General features: G+C 50.2%; 17 protein-coding genes. 7 read left to right on the top strand and 10 right to left on the bottom strand.

The window, feature by feature from the left end; all coding sequences use genetic code 11:
* The first annotated feature begins 63 nt into the window (after positions 1-63).
* The 4 genes from CJO09_RS02090 (at position 64) to CJO09_RS02075 (ending at position 6,164) form a co-directional block, all read left to right on the top strand.
* Positions 64-2,100, top strand: coding sequence for a BCCT family transporter (locus tag CJO09_RS02090; RefSeq protein ID WP_119440870.1), 2,037 nt, complete (start codon positions 64-66; stop codon positions 2,098-2,100).
* A gap of 137 nt (positions 2,101-2,237) precedes the next feature.
* Entirely contained in the window at positions 2,238-4,049 is a 1,812-nt protein-coding gene (locus tag CJO09_RS02085; protein ID WP_147404889.1) for a sensor domain-containing diguanylate cyclase, read from the top strand.
* Positions 4,050-4,052: 3 nt separating this feature from the next.
* On the top strand, positions 4,053-4,892 hold the full coding sequence (locus CJO09_RS02080; RefSeq protein WP_119440868.1) for a trypsin-like serine peptidase: 840 nt from the start codon (positions 4,053-4,055) through the stop codon (positions 4,890-4,892).
* A 51-nt stretch (positions 4,893-4,943) separates the two neighbouring features.
* On the top strand, positions 4,944-6,164 hold the full coding sequence (locus CJO09_RS02075; RefSeq protein WP_119440867.1) for an alpha/beta hydrolase family protein: 1,221 nt from the start codon (positions 4,944-4,946) through the stop codon (positions 6,162-6,164).
* 11 nt (positions 6,165-6,175) lie between these two features.
* Here CJO09_RS02075 and CJO09_RS02070 read toward each other — a convergent pair whose 3' ends face one another.
* The 10 genes from CJO09_RS02070 to CJO09_RS02020 all read right to left on the bottom strand — a co-directional run bounded on the left by CJO09_RS02070 (position 6,176) and on the right by CJO09_RS02020 (position 16,240).
* Positions 6,176-6,484, bottom strand: coding sequence for a YoaK family protein (locus CJO09_RS02070; protein ID WP_245961224.1), 309 nt, complete (start codon positions 6,482-6,484; stop codon positions 6,176-6,178).
* Positions 6,485-6,821: 337 nt separating this feature from the next.
* On the bottom strand, positions 6,822-7,115 hold the full coding sequence (locus CJO09_RS02060; RefSeq protein WP_119440864.1) for an addiction module antidote protein: 294 nt from the start codon (positions 7,113-7,115) through the stop codon (positions 6,822-6,824).
* Entirely contained in the window at positions 7,108-7,413 is a 306-nt protein-coding gene (locus CJO09_RS02055; RefSeq protein WP_119440863.1) for a type II toxin-antitoxin system RelE/ParE family toxin, read from the bottom strand. The genes CJO09_RS02060 and CJO09_RS02055 overlap by 8 nt, the downstream gene beginning before the upstream one ends.
* 126 nt (positions 7,414-7,539) lie before the next feature.
* Positions 7,540-8,385: a hypothetical protein gene (locus CJO09_RS02050; protein WP_119440862.1), complete on the bottom strand. Its 846-nt coding sequence runs from the start codon at positions 8,383-8,385 to the stop codon at positions 7,540-7,542.
* Positions 8,386-8,403: 18 nt separating this feature from the next.
* Complete coding sequence (locus CJO09_RS02045) at positions 8,404-11,502, bottom strand: HsdR family type I site-specific deoxyribonuclease (protein ID WP_119440861.1); 3,099 nt, start codon at positions 11,500-11,502, stop codon at positions 8,404-8,406.
* Positions 11,495-12,448: a virulence RhuM family protein gene (locus CJO09_RS02040; RefSeq protein ID WP_245961198.1), complete on the bottom strand. Its 954-nt coding sequence runs from the start codon at positions 12,446-12,448 to the stop codon at positions 11,495-11,497. Before CJO09_RS02040 ends, CJO09_RS02045 begins: the two co-directional genes overlap by 8 nt.
* Positions 12,449-12,536: 88 nt before the next feature.
* Positions 12,537-13,727: a restriction endonuclease subunit S gene (locus CJO09_RS02035; protein WP_119440859.1), complete on the bottom strand. Its 1,191-nt coding sequence runs from the start codon at positions 13,725-13,727 to the stop codon at positions 12,537-12,539.
* The gene (locus tag CJO09_RS02030; protein WP_119440858.1) at positions 13,724-15,280 is read right to left on the bottom strand and encodes a type I restriction-modification system subunit M; all 1,557 of its coding nucleotides are present in this window, start codon (positions 15,278-15,280) and stop codon (positions 13,724-13,726) included. Before CJO09_RS02030 ends, CJO09_RS02035 begins: the two co-directional genes overlap by 4 nt.
* A 30-nt stretch (positions 15,281-15,310) precedes the next feature.
* Positions 15,311-15,586, bottom strand: coding sequence for a hypothetical protein (locus CJO09_RS02025; protein ID WP_119440857.1), 276 nt, complete (start codon positions 15,584-15,586; stop codon positions 15,311-15,313).
* A gap of 207 nt (positions 15,587-15,793) precedes the next feature.
* A complete protein-coding gene (locus tag CJO09_RS02020; protein ID WP_119440856.1) occupies positions 15,794-16,240 on the bottom strand; it encodes a hypothetical protein in 447 nt (148 codons plus the stop codon).
* Between the two features lie 576 nt (positions 16,241-16,816).
* Between CJO09_RS02020 and CJO09_RS02015 the strand changes: the two genes are divergently transcribed.
* The 3 genes from CJO09_RS02015 to CJO09_RS02005 all read left to right on the top strand — a co-directional run bounded on the left by CJO09_RS02015 (position 16,817) and on the right by CJO09_RS02005 (position 19,622).
* Positions 16,817-18,196, top strand: a complete 1,380-nt coding sequence (locus CJO09_RS02015) for a tyrosine-type recombinase/integrase (RefSeq protein WP_119440855.1) — start codon at positions 16,817-16,819, stop codon at positions 18,194-18,196.
* 486 nt (positions 18,197-18,682) lie between these two features.
* On the top strand, positions 18,683-19,273 hold the full coding sequence (locus tag CJO09_RS02010) for a hypothetical protein (protein WP_119440854.1): 591 nt from the start codon (positions 18,683-18,685) through the stop codon (positions 19,271-19,273).
* 112 nt (positions 19,274-19,385) lie between these two features.
* Positions 19,386-19,622, top strand: a complete 237-nt coding sequence (locus tag CJO09_RS02005; protein WP_218961011.1) for a hypothetical protein — start codon at positions 19,386-19,388, stop codon at positions 19,620-19,622.
* Positions 19,623-19,893 lie beyond the last annotated feature (271 nt).

The raw sequence follows: 19,893 nt of genomic DNA, 5'->3' as shown, positions 1-19,893 counted from the left end.
GGGTTGCACTACCTGCGTAGCATGATGTTACCCTAATTGCTCCATAGCCAAAGGTAACCATTTATGCAGAACAACAATCAAATTCTGCGCGGATCAACGGTGTTGATCCCCGTGTTTATACCCGCCGTTATTGTGATTGGTTTGATGGTCATCGGTACCATCAGCAACCCAACTTTAGCCGGCGAGTTATTTTCCGTCACGCTAACGTATATTACGCAGAATTTTGGCTGGTTTTACATGCTGGCCGTTGCCATTTTTTTGGTATTTATTGTTTCCATCTGTTTTACGCAATGGGGGCTAATCAAGCTCGGGCCTGATCACGCCGAACCGGAATATAGTTTTCCATCGTGGTTTGCCATGTTGTTTTCGGCGGGGTACGGTATTGCGCTTCTGTTTTTTGGTGTGGCCGAGCCAGTGTTGCATTATGCTTTGCCGCCGGAAGGCCCGGCACTTACGGTGGATGCGGCCAAGCAGGCCATGCAAATTGCTTTTTTCCACTGGGGTTTTCATATTTGGGCCATTTACGGTCTGGTCGGGCTCGTACTGGCGTATTTTGCATTTCGCCACGGCCTGCCACTCTCCATGCGTTCAACGCTTTACCCTCTTATCGGCGACAAAATTTACGGCCCGGCAGGGCATGCGGTTGATACCTTTGCCATTTTGGGTACCACGTTCGGCCTGGCCACCACACTGGGTTTGTCAGTGGCGCAAATTAATGCCGGTTTGAATTACCTTTGGCCGACTATTCCTGTTGCAACCTGGGTGCAGGTAACGTGCATTATTGTTATTACGGCGTTGGCTACCATTTCGGTGGTGGCGGGGATGGACAAAGGCATTAAACGTTTGTCGCTGCTGAACATGATTTTGGCGGTGTCATTAATGCTGTTCGTGTTTGTCACCGGCCCCACGGTTTTCATCTTGAATACGTTCATGCAGAACACGGGCAGTTACCTCAGCAACATTGTCGAGCGTACTTTTAACCTGCAAGCGTATACGTCCAGCGGCTGGATCGGCAACTGGACGCTGTTTATTTTTGCCTGGACAATCGCCTGGGCGCCGTTTGTTGGGCTGTTTATAGCGAAAATCAGCCGTGGCCGCACGATTCGCCAGTTCGTGGTGGGCGTCATGTTCGTGCCAACTATCTTTACCTTCTTGTGGTTTTCGGTTTTTGGCGACACCGCTCTGCATATGATCATGGTGGAAGGCTACACAAGTCTTATCGACCAGGTACAGGCCGATCATGCCGTGGCGCTGTTCCAACTACTTGAAAGGCTGCCCTTGTCGGGTATTGTTTCTTTTTTGGCTGTTGTGTTGATTTCCACCTTCTTTGTGACTTCGGCTGATTCGGGCGCACTGGTGGTCGACTCGCTGGCGTCGGGTGGTGCAGCGAAAAGCCCGGTGTGGCAGCGGGTATTTTGGGCTTCGCTGTCGGGTCTTGTAGCTATTACCTTACTCGTTGCAGGTGGGCTGAGTGCCTTGCAAACCGCTTCCATTGTTAGTGCTTTGCCGTTTGCCATTATTATGCTGATTGCTGCGGTGGGTATGTGGCGCGCCCTTGTTATTGAAAGTCATCATGAAGTAAGCCTGCAACAGTCCATGCAAGGTCGCCATCACAAGGAAGGCCCGGGTTTCTGGAAAAAGCGTTTGGCCAACCTGGTGGATTTTCCGGCAAAGGCCGACGTCTCACGGTTTATTGCAAATACGGTTTACCCCAGCATGCAGCGGGTAGAGCAAGAGCTGGAGCAACAAGGCTGGGAGGCAACGGTTGCTTTCGATCAGGAACAATATCGTGCCCGCTTCGAGGTATTCAAGAAAGGGCAACTTGAATTCGTTTACGAAGTGCGTTTGCGTGCTTATGCGATGCCTGATTTCGCCTACCCGGAAATGTCGCGCGATGTCGATGGCGATAAACATTACTACCGTGCGGAAGTGTTTTTGCGCAGGGGTGGGCAGGCTTACGATGTATACGGATACGACAGTCAGGATATCATCAGCGATATTCTCGATCAGTTCGAAAAGTATATGCATTTCCTGCATGTGTCGCCGGGTATTCTGCCGTGGAAGATGGAAGAGCCTGAAGAAGAAAAACCACAATCCTGATTGAGCATGCGCTAAAATAAGTCGGCCTGTCTAAATGGCGGGCCGATTTTTTTGCCCGCGTAGCATTGCACTCAAAGACCGGATCAGGTCTGTTTCAGGTATTTATATTTATTGTGGTAAAGACGGTTCCGACCTCTGTGCAAGAGCTCGAGGCGCGGCTTGCGCACTCGACGGCCCTGGTTCGTCGATTGTATTTGCAATACGACGTGTCCGCGATTCTTGCCGAGTCCGAGTCCGAGGAGGAAGCTCTGCCGCAGGTGCTACAGGCTATAGCACGTAACAAAAGCTGGGATCTTGCGCTTGCGTGGGTTTTCGACGATGAACAAATTAATTTGTATGAATGGTCGGAGATTGATGAAGACGTATCCGATTACATTGATGCTTCGCGTGAATTGGCGCTGGAGCAGGTAGATGATCTGCCGGCTCAGGTGTTGGGCGCGAAAGATATTGTCTGGGTGCCCGACATCAGGACTGAAACGAGCCATAGCCGCCATGCAATTTCAACGCAGACCGGATGGTGCAACGCCGTGGCGTTTCCCTTGCAACATGGCCAGAAGTTGCTGGGTGTGATTGAGCTGGTTCGTCGCGATTGTGAACCCCTTGAGGAAGATCTGAAAGGGCTGTTGCGTATTCTGGGGCGCGACATTGCCCGGTTTATTGAGTCGGTGCGATACGAGGAAGAGCTTGAGAAGAAGAATGCGCGGCTGGCACAAGCACAGCTGATTGCCCGGATGGGGGTGTGGGAATGGCGCCCCTCTGATGACCGCCTCAGGACAAATGACGGAACGCTTATGGCGCTTGGGTTGCCCGCCTCACAAACGCCCAGGAACTGTCAGGCCTATCTTGCTTTCGTGCCTGAGCCTGATCGTACGCGTTTGCAAGAAACGCTGTCGTCGGTTCAGAATCTGGACGTAGATGAAATTGAGCTCGAGCATACTTTTGCAAGCCAGGATGGGGTGCGTTTATTGGTTTTAAGAGCGAAAGCGCGTACCGACCGGCATGGTCGCCTGAAGAAAATTATCGGCATGGTGCAGGATATTACCGAACGTGCCGCACTCGAGCAGGAATTAAGGCTTACCGCAGCGGCGGTTGAGCAGGCGGCCGAGGCAATGGTCATTTTGGACCAGCAAGGCAATATTGTGTCGGTAAACCCCGCCTTCACCCGAATTACCGGCTACAACAAAGAAGAAGTGAGGGGCAAAAGCATGTCGGCCTTGCTCCACTGGCCCACCGGTAAGCATGATGGCTCTTTCTTTCGTGCATTAACCGGCCGTTTATTAATGAGCGGTCACTGGGAAGGCGAGGTTTGGGCCCAGCGCAAGAACGGTGAGCAATTTCCCGAGCTATTGAGTATTAGTGTCATTCGCAACGCCGCCAACCAAATCACGCATTATGTCGGCGTGTTCAACGACATTTCAGATCAGAAAGATCAAGAAGAAAGGTTGCGACGGCGTGCGTTGTACGACCCGCTAACGGCGTTGCCGAACCGTTTTTTATTGCTTGATCATTTGGAAAAAGCAATCGAGCGCGCCAGCCGGCGTCAGTTGAAGTTGGCCGTGTGTTTTATGGATCTGGATCACTTCAAGCCGGTAAATGATACGTATGGGCACGAAACAGGCGATCAGTTATTGAAGCAGATTGCGGTTCGCCTGGTGCGAACGCTGCGTAAGAGCGATTTTGTGGCCCGTTTTGGGGGGGATGAGTTTGTGTTGGTACTGGAAGATATCGACGGCCTCGCTCAGGTTGAGTGTGTCGCTCAAAAAGTGGTCGATGCCCTGCGCGAACCTTTTGCCTTAAATGACGTCACCGTCGAAATAGGCTGCAGCATTGGAATTGCACTTTATCCGGATCATGCTGAACGGGCAAAAACGTTGTTGCGTTACGCAGATGAGGCTTTGTATGAAACCAAAGAGGCCGGTCGCGACGGGTATCGTATAACACGGCGTTGAACTATGCCCTATCAAGTTTCGAAACCCGCAGTAGCGCTTGTATTTTTGTTGGCTTTTTCAACCGCTTTGGCGCGTCCGCCTGTCGCAGACGCTCGTACCGACAATCGGCGAGCGCTGACTTCAGAAGCGGTCAAAGATTATGAAAAAGCCGTCGGGCAAATCCGGGCTACGGGGGTCGACCGCACCCGGCATTGCACCGGAACGGCAGTGGCGCCTCAGTTTGTGCTAACCGTGGTGCATTGCCTGTTCAACGATTTGGGTGAGCCCTATGGGAAAATTGATTTTTTTCCTGGGGCGCGAGCCAATAACGGTGAGCCTTTTGGTTCCTTTCCTGTCTTACGCTACTATCGCCCGGTTCAATACCAGCTTGACCGCAAAACAGCCGGTAATTTACGCTATGACCTTGCCTTGGTTGAAGTGGGTTTGAATCGAAAGGGTCAGCGTATAAGCGAGGCGGCCGGCGTTGTTCCGTTTCGCGCCGCCCATGGATCTACACCCGGTGTGATGACTACTCTGGGTTATCCGAACGATAAAGAACTATACGGTGCCTATATCCAGTCCGACTGCCGCATTCGGCTTTTTGCACGTATTTTGTATCGTACGGAATGTTTTGCCACCAAAGGGCAAAGTGGGTCGCCTGTACTGGTTTACGATGATAATCAGCAGCGCTACTATGTTCAGGGCGTGCTTAGCGGTGTGACCAAATCGGCCAGTTTTGCAACGCGTATCACGCCTGAACGAGAGGCTATTTTGCAGGCGATTGTTCAGGGGGATTACCCTCAGGAAGTGCCGAACAACACGCGTGAAAAGTGGCAACAATATTATGTGGGTTCAGTGCCATAGGGTTAAGCAGGGTTAACCTGTGTTGCAAGAGCCTTTCTTAAGAGGAAAATCATGGCTGGAGTAGAGCGGACAGCAACACGCATTACCGGTTTCAAATCAGCGGAAATGGACTTCCAACTGATGCGCTTGCTGGGAGCGGCCGGCACCGGCGGCAGTACGGCAGGAGAGGTGTTTGCCGCCAGGGCACACATGGTTAACAACGACCCGCGCGAATGGCCCGGTGCATTTTCCTCCTTGGCCGATCGTTTGGTCAAAATGGCCGATCAAAACGTGAAACAAGGGCATTTGCCGGCGGCGGCATCCGCTTTGCTGCGGGCCGCCAATTATTATCGTTCGTCGGAATATTATTCCGATCCCTACGGTGATGCGGCGCTGCGCTTCGGGCAAGAGTCCCGTAATGCCTTTATTCGGGCTGCTGGTATGTTGGCGCATCATATTGTGGCTGTGGATATTCCGTTCGAAGGGCATGACTTGCCGGGTTACTTTATGCAGCCGGTATCAGGCTCCGCCGACGGCAGAACCGTCATTATCATGACGGGGTTCGACGGTACCGGGGAAGAGCTGTATTTTCAGTCGGCCGCCGATGCGTTGAGTCGTGGCTATAACGTATTGATTGCAGAAGGGCCCGGGCAAGTGGGTTGCCTGCGTCGCTATCCCCGTCTTTTGTTTCGGCCCGACTACGAAAAACCCATTTCAGCCGTTATCGATTACGCCGTTCGACATCAAAAGGTGGCGCCCGAGCGTTTGGCGCTGTATGGAATCAGCTATGGCGGATACTTCGCCTCACGGGCGGCGGCGCACGATCAACGGATTCGGGCATTAATTGTTAATTCTCCCATTATTGACCTGGGCGCCTATATGCGTGGTTTCGCGCATCTTGAAAGTGATGAAGTGCCGCCGGACGAGGACGTTTCGTTGGCCGAGGTGGACGAGGTCCCCGAGCAATACATGACTCAGGAAATAAAGCTGGCCTTCAAGTCGGCCTGTCGTCGTTTCGGCGTCGAGCGTTTTTCCGAATGGATTGATGTATTGAGAGATTATCGGGTTGAAAATTTGGCGGCAATCCAGTGTCCCTCGTTGGCGCTGGTGGGGGCCGGCGAGGGCGACGAGGCGTTTCGCCAACACGAGCGGTTTCGGCAAGCGGTGTCCGGGCCGGTAACCAGCCGCATTTTTGAACCGGAAGAGGGCGCCGACATGCACTGCCAATTGGGTAACTTGCCGCTTTCCAACGCGGTCATTTACAACTGGCTTGACAACATTTTTGGAGAATAGAAGATTAGTGCTTAGGGGCCGGAGCCTACCCGTCTTTGCCAGCGCGGGTTATTTCCCTTAACGAAATGGGAGTCGGCAAAGATTGCCGTATAGGTCATGGTCATGACATTCGTGGCCAAATCCTGAATGCCGTAAGAGCGGACAATTGCATTCTGGATACCCATGGAAAAGGCGAGCATGCTAACCAACGCAATTCCGCTCCAACTATCGGGCCGCGGGGCTGTTGTGAGTGCCAGCACGCATGCACAAACAAGCGCGAACCACTCTACAACGTACCCAACGCGCTGGTATCGCCCGCTTTGCCTGGCCGCATTAACGATGTACCCGCCAAGGAGTGCGCCGAAGGTGAACGCGACAATGGCGGTGATGTAAATAATATATTCATATTTTACCTAGTTGCTGCTGAGCTCGAGCAGTACGTCGATGACGCGATCAAGAGAATGAAAGCGGAAGGTGATTTCTCCGCTCTGACCGACTTGAGCAAAATCGTCGCGCCAATCTCGGCTCTGACTAAGCTGGGCACATTCCTCCTCAGGCTCAAAGGAGTTGCCTAGCTTCCCCGAACGACAGCTCTTGGCCGAAATAGGCCATTTATATCGGCACCGTTCCGGTAGCGCGGTAACTAAAATTACACACGCTTTCACGAGGGTCTAGTGATCAGCTCGTGACATGCGGTTTGGCCGTCATATCGACCCCAAGTGCTCGCATCACTGCCAGGGTGGTCTTCAACGTCGGATTGCCACGCTCACTGAACGATCGATAAAGCTGCTCACGGGAAAGGCCGGTTTTTTGGGCTATTTCCGTCATCCCCTTAGCGCGGGCAACTACGCCAAGGGCCTTGGCAATGTAGGCTACATCGCCTGTTTCAAAGGCATCGGCCATGAAGAATGCTATTTCTTCATCATCTACCAGGGCAGCGGCAGGGTCGTAGGTCGTTAGTTTCTCAGTCATCTTGGTCGCTCCATTCGGTGGCAAGTTTCTTTGCAGTAGCAATGTCGCGGGCCTGGGTGCTTTTATCCCCGCCGCATAGCAGGACAACCAGAAGGTTTCCCCGTCGCTGGAAGTAAACTCGATAGCCTGGGCCGTAGTGAATCCGCAGCTCGCTAATCCCTTCGCCTACCGGTTCAACATCGCCCGGCAAGCCTTCCGCCAAACGCATCAAGCGGGCTGCGATGATGGTTCTCACACGCTTGTCACGGAGTCGGGCTTCCCACTTCTCATAGGTTGCTGTCTGCTTTAACTCTATCATCGACCAAGTGTAGTCTATAAACTACGTTTTTGCAATTTCCCCTTAAGGCAGAAAGGAAGCGATTGGTACTTAGGGGAGACGTGGATGAGCTAAGCGCCGAGTCTGCAAACTCCACTATGTATATCATTACTCACAGGGGATGCCATCACGCCAGAATTGAATATTGCGGAATGACAGATTGTTTACCAGATATGCCACTTCGTCCCGATAAGGCTTGATAGCCTGCGTAAACCTTTGCTTTGCATCTTCATCAAGTTCCGGAGCCGTGTTAACCAGTTCATCTATGATCTGTGGCGCTTGATTTAGTGGTGATTTATAAAGGCGAGCAAGGCAGTTTGAATAGTGGTTATCAAGGTTGTGTTGTCGTCGGATGATTGCAGCGTTTTCTTCCTCTTGGCTGGGTGTCAGTGGCGAAGTGTTATGCATTTGGGCCTGTAGTTTTTGGCGAAAAGGCTGGCTATATTCCTTGAACACCTCACCGGGCTTTAGCATCAGGTCAAAAACACATATTTTGAGCAACGGTTCCCAAGTCTGCCGTATTTGGTCTTTTGTGGCTCCAGTTTCGCTGAGGATTTTTTCGAAACCTATTATCAGTTCATGCCGCTCATCAAAAGTCGGTGCTCCACCAATACGTCCTACCGAGCTGAACAGCCTCACCGTAGTTTTCGAGGTTAGTAGTGTTAGTTCTTTCAATCCGGTTAATGCTTGCTCTGCTTTGTCTATGGTGGCGTCCAATCGCCTGACCTTGGCCTCTATCCCGAATCCTTTTAGAAATTCAAACCTGCTGACCGTAGCTGCAAATAGCAGGGCGATACCTGCGGCGATGCCTGTAGCCGCTAACGCTGCAGAGTCCCGATATAACGCCAACAACCCGCCGACTAACGCAGTCAGCCCTGCGATTGTTAGGGCAGTATCAACGATACCTATCTGAATGCTGCGTCCGCTGTACCGTGTGGTCTGTTTCTTAGTCATGCCGACTCCGTTGTATTTCTAAATCCTCCCGCCCACACCCTTAAATTTCTCTACAAAAGCCGCAATTTTCTGGAAAACAGTTTGTTTCTTGGTCAGGTATTGCGGGTTTAACGGGCTCATCTTGGGCAATATGGTGTTCAGCTCGGTACCATTTTCGCTGGCGTACTCGCGCTTCAGCGAGCTTGTGATGTAGCGCCGGGCTTCTTCCGTATTCAGGTTTTCTGCGCTGATCAGCTCCTCGGCTTCTCGTTGCTGTTCGGCTTGGGCAAAGGTGAAGAAGGCTTCAATCACGCTGGCTTTATCGCCCATCTGGTCCAGGTCGGTTTGGTTGATAAAGTCCACCACCAGGCTTTCTTTGGCGCGGTTGCCCAGGCTGGCGCGAATCACACGACGTACCTCTTCTACCAGGTCGGCTTTGCTTTTGGTTTTCTTGTTGTGCTGGAAGATCAACTCCAGAATGTAGTCCAGGTTGATTTCCTGGGATTTCAGCAGGTCCACCTCAAATACTACGTCGTCCCAGTCGATGGTAGAAGCGTCTTTTTCGTTGGCTGTTTTTTCTCGGCGCAACCAATCGCGAATATCGTTGTAGGTGGAGCGGTAATCCTGAATTTTGCGCTCGGCCGGAATTTTTATGGCTTGCAGTGCCGCCAGGCTTTCATCGGTCAAATAGTGCGCGGCCTTAAACGCTTCAACCGCTTCTTGGTCGCTAACGTCAATGTCTTGCAAGGCTTTCAGGCTGGCAAATTCATCGTAGTTTTGCAGTACATTTTCTACGCGCAGGTATTCACCAAAAAGCTTGGCAAAGGCCTTCTTGTCGGCTTCTTTTTCAATGGCCGCTGGGTCTGGAAAACGCTGTTCAAGCTCGTTTACGACATCCATATAGCCGCGTCTTGCTTCACCGGTGACCACATCGGTAAAGCCTTCCATGTACTCCTTGTAGCTCTTTTCCAGCACCACGTTTTTGGTGTTTTTATCCCCAAACAGGGTAATGGCGTCGACCGTTGCCTTTTCCAGGTCGCGGAAGGTGACAATATTGCCGAAGGTTTTGGTGGCGTCGTAAATGCGATTGGTACGCGAGTATGCCTGCATCAAGCCGTGGTAACGCAGGTTCTTATCTACGAACAAGGTGTTCAAGGTGGGTGCATCAAAGCCAGTAAGGAACATGCCCACCACAATCAGCAGGTCTATTTCTTTAGACTTCACCCGCTTGGCCAAATCGCGGTAGTAATTCTGAAAGCCGTTACTGTCTACACCGAAATTGGTTTTGAAGTAGGCGTTGTAGTCAGCAATGGCCGCCGTTAAAAACTCTTTGGCGCTGCTGTTCATGGCCGTAACATCGAAGCTTTCGTCCGGAATATCGCCCACGGCATCCTGCTCTTCGTTGGCCGCAAAAGAAAAAATAGTGGCGATTTTTAGTGGCTTGTCGCTGTCTGTTTGCAGCTTGCTGAGCGATTCGTAATACAGCTTGGCCGCATCCACGCTGCTTACAGCAAACATGGCGTTAAAGCCTTTGGCACCGGCGTGCAAACGATGGGTTTTCTGGCGGTAGCTCTTCAGAATGTACTGCGATATTTCCTGAATACGGTCTGGGTGCAACAAAGCTTGCTTGTTTTCTGCTGCACTGAGCTTTTTCTCATCCTGTTCGGTTTCGATGGCTTTGAACCGTGGGCGCACATCGTTGTAGTCCACCTTGAACTTCAGTACTTTTTCATCGCGAATGGCATCGGTAATCACATAAGAATGCAGCTCACGGCCAAAGATGCTGGCCGTGGTTTCAGCGCCCAGGGCATTCTGAGGGAAGATGGGGGTGCCTGTAAAACCAAATTGATAGAACTTTTTGAACTTCTTTTTCAGGTTTTTCTGCGCCTCACCGAACTGGCTGCGGTGGCACTCGTCAAAAATAAATACTACTTGCTTGCCGTAAATGGGCAGATCGCCCTCGCTCTTCATCAGGTTGTTAAGCTTCTGGATGGTGGTGACAATAATCTTGTTATCGTCCTTGTCCAGGTTGCGTTTCAGGCCGGTCGTACTGTCTGAGCCATTCACGCTATCTGGCGAAAAGCGCTGGTATTCCTTCATGGTCTGGTAGTCCAGATCCTTGCGGTCAACCACAAAAAACACTTTGTCGATAAAATCCAGTTCGGTGGCCAAACGGGCGGCTTTAAAACTGGTTAAGGTCTTCCCAGAGCCCGTGGTATGCCAGATGAAACCGCCGCTTTCCGGTTTGCTCCAGACTTTGCTTTGGTACGAACTATTGATCTTCCATAAGATGCGCTCGGTAGCCGCAATCTGGTACGGTCGCATAACCAGCAACGTATTGTTTACATCGAATACCGAGTAATGCAGCAACACATTCAGCAGGGTGTTTTTCTGGAAGAAAGTTGCAGTAAAGTCCTTTAGGTCTTTAATCAGGCTGTTGTCCGCCTTCGCCCAGTTCATGGTGAAGTCGAAGCTGTTCTTGTTGCGCTGGGTGGTGTTGGCAAAGTAACGGCTGTCGGTGCCGTTGGAGATCACGAAAAGCTGCAAATACTTGTACAAAGAGTTTTCGCTGTTGAAGCTCTCTTTGCTGTAACGGTGAACCTGGTTGAAAGCCTCACGAATGGCCACGCCGCGTTTTTTAAGCTCAATTTGCACCAGGGGCAAACCGTTTACCAAAACGGTTACGTCGTAGCGGTTGGCATGGCTGCCACTTTGCTCAAACTGCTTGATGACCTGCACTTTATTGCGAGCAATATTTTTCTTGTCCAGCAGGTAAATGTTCTGGATGCGCCCGTCATCGAACACGAAGTCGTGAATGTAATCATCGTGAATTTTTCGGGTTTTATCGACGATGGTGTCACTGGGTTTGTCCAGATAGGTTTCAACAAAACGCCGCCATTCGCTCTGTAAAAACTCTACATTGTTCAAGGCCTGCAATTGCACGCGCACGTTGGCCAGCATTGCATCAGGGTTATTCAAACCGGGCAGGTACTCATAGCCTTGATTGGTCAAGTCTTGAATCAGCTCGCGTTCCAGATCACCTTCACTCTGGTAGCTTTCGGCGACCTTCCATTCCTTGGTGTATTTATCCAGAACGATGAAGTTTTTGGATTCGGCAATGGTTTTGTAGTCATTCATTGGGCTGGCCTTTTTTGCTCAGCATCTTTTTCACCTCACGGTCAAAATCGGACTCGATCCGCTGCTGCTTGTTGAACTTTTCATACTCGGCAAAGGCTTTTTGTTCGGCCTGATTCCGGGTTATAGAGCCGTAGCCCTCCAGAATTTGATATTCGTTAAAGGCGAGAAATTTATTTACGCTCTCGGCAAAACTGGCCATGGTGAATGGTTTCTTGCGCTCGATAATACCCTCGATGTAATCAAAAAAAGCAGAGACGGTACGCTCCAGTTTCTTGATGTCAGCCTCGCTTAAATAGTTTTTTGCCACTACCGAGTCCGACTTCAACACCCGGCCCGCGGGCGCATTCTTGTATGTGCTCATACCCATCAATGGCTGGCTGGCATCTGCTTTTCGGGCAATGATTTCAGCCGCTGTGTGGCCGGTAATTGCAAAGTGAAACTTGTCTTGTATGTGAGCGTAAAACAGGCGCGTGGTTTCCGATTTGGGGTCATAGTCTATGCTGCACTCGGCAAAAATATCGGTAATTTGCTGATAGATTCGCCGTTCGCTGGCGCGAATCGAACGCACCCGCTCCAGCAGTTCGCGAAAATAGTCCTTGCCAAAGTAACGACCGTTTTTCAGGCGCTCATCATCCATGGCAAAGCCTTTGATGATGTACTCTTTGATCAGTTGGGTTGCCCAGATACGGAACTGGGTAGCTTGGGCCGAGTTAACCCGGTAGCCCACCGAGATCACGGCATCGAGGTTGTAGTGTTCAATTTTTCGCCTGACATTACGGTCGCCCTCCTGGCGAACTGTTTCCAAAATGGAAATAGTTGCCTCGCGTTGCAACTCATTGGAATCGTAGATATTTTCCAGATGCTTGGAGATAGCTGGCACGCCTACGCCAAACAGCTCCGCCATACGTTTCTGAGTCAGCCACAGGGTCTCGTTGCCAAGCAGCACCTCTACCTTGATCTGGCCATTGGGTGCTGTGTAGAGCAAAAACTCGGTGGTCTGGTCTTGCAGGCTAAGGTTGGGCACAAGCTCCCTCCTATGCGTTTAAAACGGATTTCGCCGCTTCCGGTTTAGGGAAACTTAGCAGTAGGTCTCGGTAGTACTCGTATTGCTTTTGGCGAAGGGCAATTTCGCGGGGTAAGCCTTCGGTGATGGAGGTGGTGAGCGTGTCGAATTTATCGAGGATGTTTGCTATTTTCTCCTGACTGGGAAGGTCGGGAATGGGCACTGGCAATGTTTTGATGATATCTGCATTAAGGTTACTCACTGATCCGCTGTTAATTTTTCCTGCCCAATAGTTTTGTACATTGTCGGACGAAAGGTAGTGATACAGATAGTCTGAATTCAACCGCGCACTAAATCCGCTGATTGAAGCCCATCCGTCATGAATGGCGCCACTTATGCCAAGGATGTAAGGTCGCCCAAAACTCATTGAGTTGGACATGATGAAATCACCCGCATTCAAAATGCGAGACTTTTTTGCGCCTTCTTGCGTGATCTTCTGCGCTGTGCTGGTAACATATTTTGATCCGGGTGATGTATCACCTATTTTGATCCACGGAACTCCATTCTCATCTTCAGTGATGTATTTCGCGATTGGCCTAGGCGATCCACCACGCTGAATGTTAGCTACCTCCCCCAGCGTCTTCCACTCCACTTCCCCTTCTTCAAAGCTCAACAGCGTATCGCGATAGTAGTTGTACTGTTTTTTGCGGGCGGTAAGTTCGGCGGTAAGTTCGGCGGTAAGTTCGGTGAATGCATCCAGAATGCGAACGATTTCAGCCTGGATTTCAAGGGATTTTTTGGGGTTTTCCGGGCATGGGATGGGGACTTGAATTTGATTCAAAATTGTCTGTGTCAGACTAGGCCTTCCCGACCCAGTATCCAGAGCCATTAGGTCGATGGTTTTAATAAAATGATACAAATACTTTGGAACAATTCTTGAGATGTTGATTTCGGTGTAGTAGATGGTGTCAACATTCCAGAACGGCGTATCGACATAGAAAATATTTGTAATTGAGCCTTTCCGAGGTATCAGAACAGATGGCTTATCGTATGAGTAATTGTTGACATAGCCCATCACGCCACCTGAACCATAAACTGGAATATCACCCGCCTTTAAGCCTTTCCAATCTTTTCCATGCTTAATCTTTGCAACTTGCGCCAGGGGCACGTAGTCATATCTACTTCCATCCAGCAGCTTATCCATAAAACTCACGCGGCTCATGCCCCAAGCTCCTCACCCTCAATCTCTGCCACGATGGTGTCGATTTCAGCCCGCAACTTATCAATCTTAGCCACAGTGGTTTTCAGCTCCGAATTAATCTGGGCGATATCCACCTTTTCGCGATTGTCTTTGGCTTCCACATAGCTGCTAACCGACAGGTTGTAGTCGTTGGCAGCGATGTCTTCAAACGAAACGGATCGGGCAAAGTGCTCAACACTCGCCTTGCTGTCGAACACCCGCATAATTTCTTCGACGTGTGCATCGGTAAGCGTATTGTTGTTTGTTTCCTTTTTGAACAATCCGCTGGCGTCAATGAATTGGGTGGTGGTGTCGATTTTGTGTTTTGACAACACAAGAATAGTGACCGCAATGGTGGTACCGTAAAACAGGTTGGGCGCCAGCGAGATCACTGTTTCCACATAGTTGTTGTCGACCAGATACTTTCTGATTTTTTGCTCGGCACCGCCTCGGTAAAAAATACCGGGAAAGCAAACAATGGCGGCGCGGCCTTTGCTTGAAAGGTAGCTAAGAGCATGTAATACAAAAGCAAAATCGGCTTTCGATTTCGGTGCCAGCACGCCTGCCGGCGCAAAACGCTCATCGTTAATCAAAGTGGGGTCGTCTGCACCTACCCACTTCACCGAATAGGGAGGGTTAGACACAATGGCGTCAAAGGGCTTGTCGTCGCCAAAGTGCGGGTCGATCAGGGTGTTGCCTAGCCGGATGTTGAACTTGTCGTAGTTGATGTTGTGCAAGAACATGTTCATACGCGCCAGGTTGTAGGTGGTGTGGTTGATCTCCTGGCCGAAGAAGCCCTCTTCAATAATGTGGGCGTCGAAGTGCTTTTTCGCTTGCAACAGCAACGACCCCGAACCGCAGGCGGGGTCGTAAATTTTGTTGACGCTGGTTTGCCCATGCATGGCTAGCTGAGCAATTAGCTTGGATACGTGCTGCGGTGTAAAAAACTCACCGCCTGATTTGCCAGCGTTGGCCGCGTAGTTAGAGATCAGGAATTCGTAGGCATCGCCAAACAGGTCGATCTGGCTACCGTGAAAGTCACCAAGCTCCAGGCCGGCCACACCTTTAAGCACAGCGGCCAGGCGCGCATTTTTATCCTTCACTGTATTACCCAGGCGGTTGCTGGTGGTGTCGAAATCGGCAAACAGGCCTTTAATATCGCCCTCTGATGGGTAGCCATTGGCCGAGCTTTCGATAGCAGCAAAAATAGCGGCCAAGTCGGTGTTCAGACTTTCGTTGCCAAGGGCGTTTTTGGTAACGTTAACAAACAGCTGGCTTGGGTAAATGAAATAGCCCTTGGTTTTGGTGGCGTCGTCTTTGATCTCAGGGGTAATGACGCTGTCGGGCAGTTCGGCATAGTTGATACTGTCGTCGCCAGCCTCGATATAGCTGGAAAAATTTTCACTGATAAAGCGGTAAAACAGCGTGCCCAGCACATACTGCTTGAAATCCCAACCATCTACAGCGCCACGTACATCGTTGGCAATCGCCCAGATCTGGCGCTGCAAAGCGGCTCGTTGTTGGCTATTTGTCATTCTTTTGTTCCTGTTCTAATGCCTCTGTGCTTACGGGTTCTCTTGTTCTGTAATCCACGGGTAGCTTTCGAGCACTTTCACAATTTCTTGCGCTATATGATTTCGTATCTCGCGTGACTCTTGCGTCTCATCATGCCCCTTCAGTATGAGGTAAGACCAAACGAAGTCTGCCGCATCGAACGCGATAGCTGTAATATCCGAATGGTCGGAGCTAAGCTCTCCTTTGTTTGTGTTGCGTTCGTCGATTAGTCGTTGCGCTGCGGTGCCATGCCGTGCAATTTTTTCAAGTAAGTAGGTGGGCGTCATTTGAGTACCTCGTAATGGTTTCGATTTGCCCCCTCTCTCTCGGTCCTTCGGAGATGGCACAATCCAATGTGGTTGGTCTTATGGTTACATTTAGTCGTCGCGTACTGAATTTTTAGAAATATGAACTTGGGCAGTCTCATGCGATCGCCGTGCGGCTGGCTTTTGAGGAAAGGTTTTCCCAGATAGAAGACTGAATGTCAAGAGCAGTCACTCACTGGGTTGCAGAGTGCCGGCAAGTTCTTCATTTGTTAATACTGTATCGAATTCTTGATTAAGCGAGAACCCAACAATATCGGGGTGAAGCCATTCGTTCGTCTTCGCTCCCTTTTTCGTGGACTTGCCATGGCAGATTGTCTTGCAGGTGACATCAAAGCGGGAAAATTCACTAGCAGCGAACCATACGAGATAGGGATGGAGATGTTTTTCCAGAAACTTGGGCGTCTCCGTCGTTTCCTCTTGCTCAATACTTTGGAAACTCTCTAACTCCAACCCGGTAAGGTGTTCGGCATTCGCCTTTAGGATGAATCGAGCAGGCCAGGCGCCTATTTTCATGAGGGCCGAATCGGGACGCTTCACATTCTGCTCCACAGTAAGGGGAGTTTGCTTCGAAGCCAGAACATCAAGAGCGAGATCTAAAAAAGTGTATTTCGCCATGATCGTGTGTTGTCACTATTTCCGTTTGCCGAGTATGGTTTCTAGAACTAAGTGAATAGCTATGCGTCACTTCGTGTGTTACGACCTTCAACCGTTTTGGGAACCCATATTTTTCCCTAGTTAAATTTATAACTGAAAGAGTAACATTTAATTGCAGAGTTCAATCGCCTTACTGTGACCTCGCGACAATATGAAATCGCTCGTTTGATTGTTATGTTGGCGAAGTCAATCGTAGGCCGCTACCCTCAATGAGCCATAGCGAGGGGCTAACTACTGGATATGCGACAGCGTCTCATATTCCGTCTCAAACAAAATAAAAAGCCCTTAACGTGAATTTCGCTAAGGGCTTGATATATTTAAGAATTCTTGGCTCCCCGAACTGGGTTCGAACCAGTGACCTGCGGATTAACAGTCTGCAAAATATCATATTGTGTAATATTTTTTAGTGTTGATAAAAACAAAAATAACAAGAAAATAAGCGCTTTACGGAGTTTTTACATAAATCCGTAGGTTGATTAATGTTGAGTGATATTCCATAATAATGTTTACATAATGCTTACATGGAAATCGCTGAGCATGGCAAAATTGAAATTGACGGCAGGACGCGTTAGGGCATTTACATGCCCGGCTGACAAGCCTCAAGCCTTTCTGTGGGATGCCGACGTTAATGGTCTAGCTGTGCGTGCGACCTTAGGCGCGAAGGCATATATCTACCAAGGCCGCCTAAACGGGAAAAGCCTGCGAGTGACCATTGGTGATGTAAATGTATGGAGCCTGGAGGAATACCGGGAACCAAAAACAGGCAAGGTAATCACGCCGGGGGCGCGACCCGAAGCCCGCCGCCTGCAAGCCCTCATTGACCAAGGCCGTGACCCACGAGAGGTTAAAGCCGAGGTTACTGCCGCCGACATTGCCAAGCGTGAAAAGACAAAACAAGCCAACACTCCTGCGCTTGAGGCATGGCAGGCATATATAAAAGCCCGCGCATCAAAATGGAGTGAACGGCACAAAGCCGACCATGAAACCATGAGCCGCGAAGGTGGGCAGAAAATCAAACGAGGACGCCGCGAAGGGATGCCCGACAAGAAAGAGCCGGGCATATTGCGTCCGTTGCTTGAGTTGCCATTATCGAGCATCACTCGCGACGCAGTAGCAGGCTGGTTAGAGCAACAAGCATACCGACCAACACGCGCACGTTTAGCCGTGTCTTTACTGGGTACTTTCCTGAACTGGTGTTCAGACCGGCCTGAGTACCGCGACCAAGTGAACCCGGACGCCTGCACTCGCATGAAGAAAGATTTGCCCAAGCCGCAAGCAAAGGATGATTGTTTGCAGCGCGAACAGGTAAAGCTATGGTTTCACCACGTACAGCGCATTTCAAACCCGATTCAAGCCACATATTTGCAATGTTTACTATTGACCGGCGCACGGCGCAACGAAATGGCCGCACTGCAATGGGAGGATGTGGATTTGACATGGAATACGTTAAAGATACGCGACAAGGTAGAGGGCGAGCGCATCATACCGCTAACGCCTTACGTCAAAAGTCTGATCGACGGGCTGAAACCGGCACGTGTGGTGCTTTTGCATAGTGACGACGCACTGAAGCGTTCTCCGTTTGTTTTTGCTAGTGCTACGTCTACAAGCGGGCATATCACTGAGCCACGCATTGCACATAATCAGGCATTGAAAAACGCGGGTTTACCTGCGCTAAGCTTGCATGGTTTGCGCCGTTCGTTTGGTACGCTGGCTGAATGGGTCGAGTGTCCGGCGGGCGTGGTGGCGCAAATTATGGGCCACAAGCCGACCGCGATTGCCGAAAAGCATTACCGTCGCCGCTCTATTGATTTACTGCGTGTTTGGCACGTAAAGATTGAAAGCTGGATCTTGGAGCAGGCGGGTATCGAACAGCAAAAAGAAGAAACATTGAAACTGAAAAAAAGTACCGCCGCCTGACGGTTTCAGGTAAGCGGGGCGCGAGGTAGTGCGAGTACCGAGTGACCCCTAACCACAACGCAATACAGGAGATTGCATTATGGCTCATGACAATTCTATCAATGGTATTCCTTATGGCGAGATAGGGGTTATTTTTGAGTAAATCGCAACCCTATCCTCGCAGTGTGAACGCCTGTTTTATTACATGTCTGAAGATGAAGCAGATGACCCCGGAAACAAGGACACCAGAGACCGTGTTGTACGCAGCCTAATTGGAAATATAGGAATGCTTGCCGAGGTTTGATACAGGGGAGTAACAGGCAGCCCCGGAATTCTTGAGCGGGTAGAAGATTGGGTTCTACCGCCTTCTTATCAATGGCAGAGGTCAAGCAAATCGGTTACCTAATCCTTACGCCAGCGCCTAGCCCGACGGGGCGAAAAACCGGACACCTTCACTGGCCTGACGCTGGCACCTAAATTACGGAGGGTGAGCATTGAACGGATGCCATGAAAAACATTGGATACAGTGATTTCATAAGAATATTTCAAGTATGGGACCCTGAGGAGTGGTGCAGTTGGTTGAGCGTAAGGGGCGACGGGATTTATATCAAAGAGATACCTAACGACATTCAACTAACACCCGAGGAAAGGGCTGTCCTCACAGAACACCCTAAGGGAAATTTAAGTGAGCCCGTTTTATCGTTCCCCTGTGAAGTTTCAGCCCTTCAGACATTTTTGGTGCAGCAGTCAATTGGAATAGATGAACTCGATGTTGAAGGATTTTTAGCCGAAAGCAATTGGAGTGGTGACGAAGCATCCAGCCCAGTGCGCGAACAATCTGTCGTCCACAAGCTTAGAGACCGAGTTCACGCACTCGAACATATCATAAACGAGGCCAAGAAAAACGCCGCCGAACCGCAGAACTATCACGCGGTATGGGCTGAGCTTGTGCGTCTTGCTGAGAGGGTTCCGTGTTCACACCCATTAGTTGGCTACGCGGAGGGAGATATTAAGTACTACGGAAAGGGTGACGCTGTTAAAACATTTAACAAAGACGCATTACGAAAAAAAATGTCGTACCAAAGTAAAAAGAAATAGCGAATAGTGGACGCCTGTGCCCACTCGTGCCCGCTGACGCCCACACGGGTATGGAATTGAGGTTTCAGGTTAAAGAATACGTATCACCATTAATCAACATAGGTGATACGCAATGTACGTTTCTCAAAATATTCGCTCCTTCCAAATTGACTCAGAAAAAGGTTGCACCGCCCTTGATGCACTGACCAAGCCTACGGTCGATACTGCAACTGCGGCCTTTTACTTGAACCGTAAGCCACAAACGTTAAGAGTGTGGGCTTGTCGTGAAAATGGACCCATTCGCCCATTGCGAGTTAATGGGCGTTTAGCATGGCGCGTGGCCGATATTAAGGCCATCATAGGGGTGTAAGCATGCATCGGCGCCAATTAATTAAAACTCGTGAATTTGACGGTACGAGCAACCCGAGGCATTTGAGGGCGATACAGGCGCTCTTGAGACGACCTATTACTCGGGAACAATTAGACAAAGTAGTGGGTTGTAGCAACGGCCCTGACCTAATAGCACAACTTCGACGTCGTGGGCTTGACATACCATGCGAGCGAATTAGTTTTGTTGACCGAGATGGGAGAAAATGTAGGCCCGGAGTGTACATGACCACGGTAACAGACCGTAGGCTGAT

It is taken from the genome of Neopusillimonas maritima (genome assembly GCF_003576595.1).
Classification (GTDB): Bacteria; Pseudomonadota; Gammaproteobacteria; order Burkholderiales; family Burkholderiaceae_B; genus Neopusillimonas; species Neopusillimonas maritima.
Note: the sequence above shows the minus strand (reverse complement) of the source record. Positions and strands in the feature narration are given on the sequence as shown.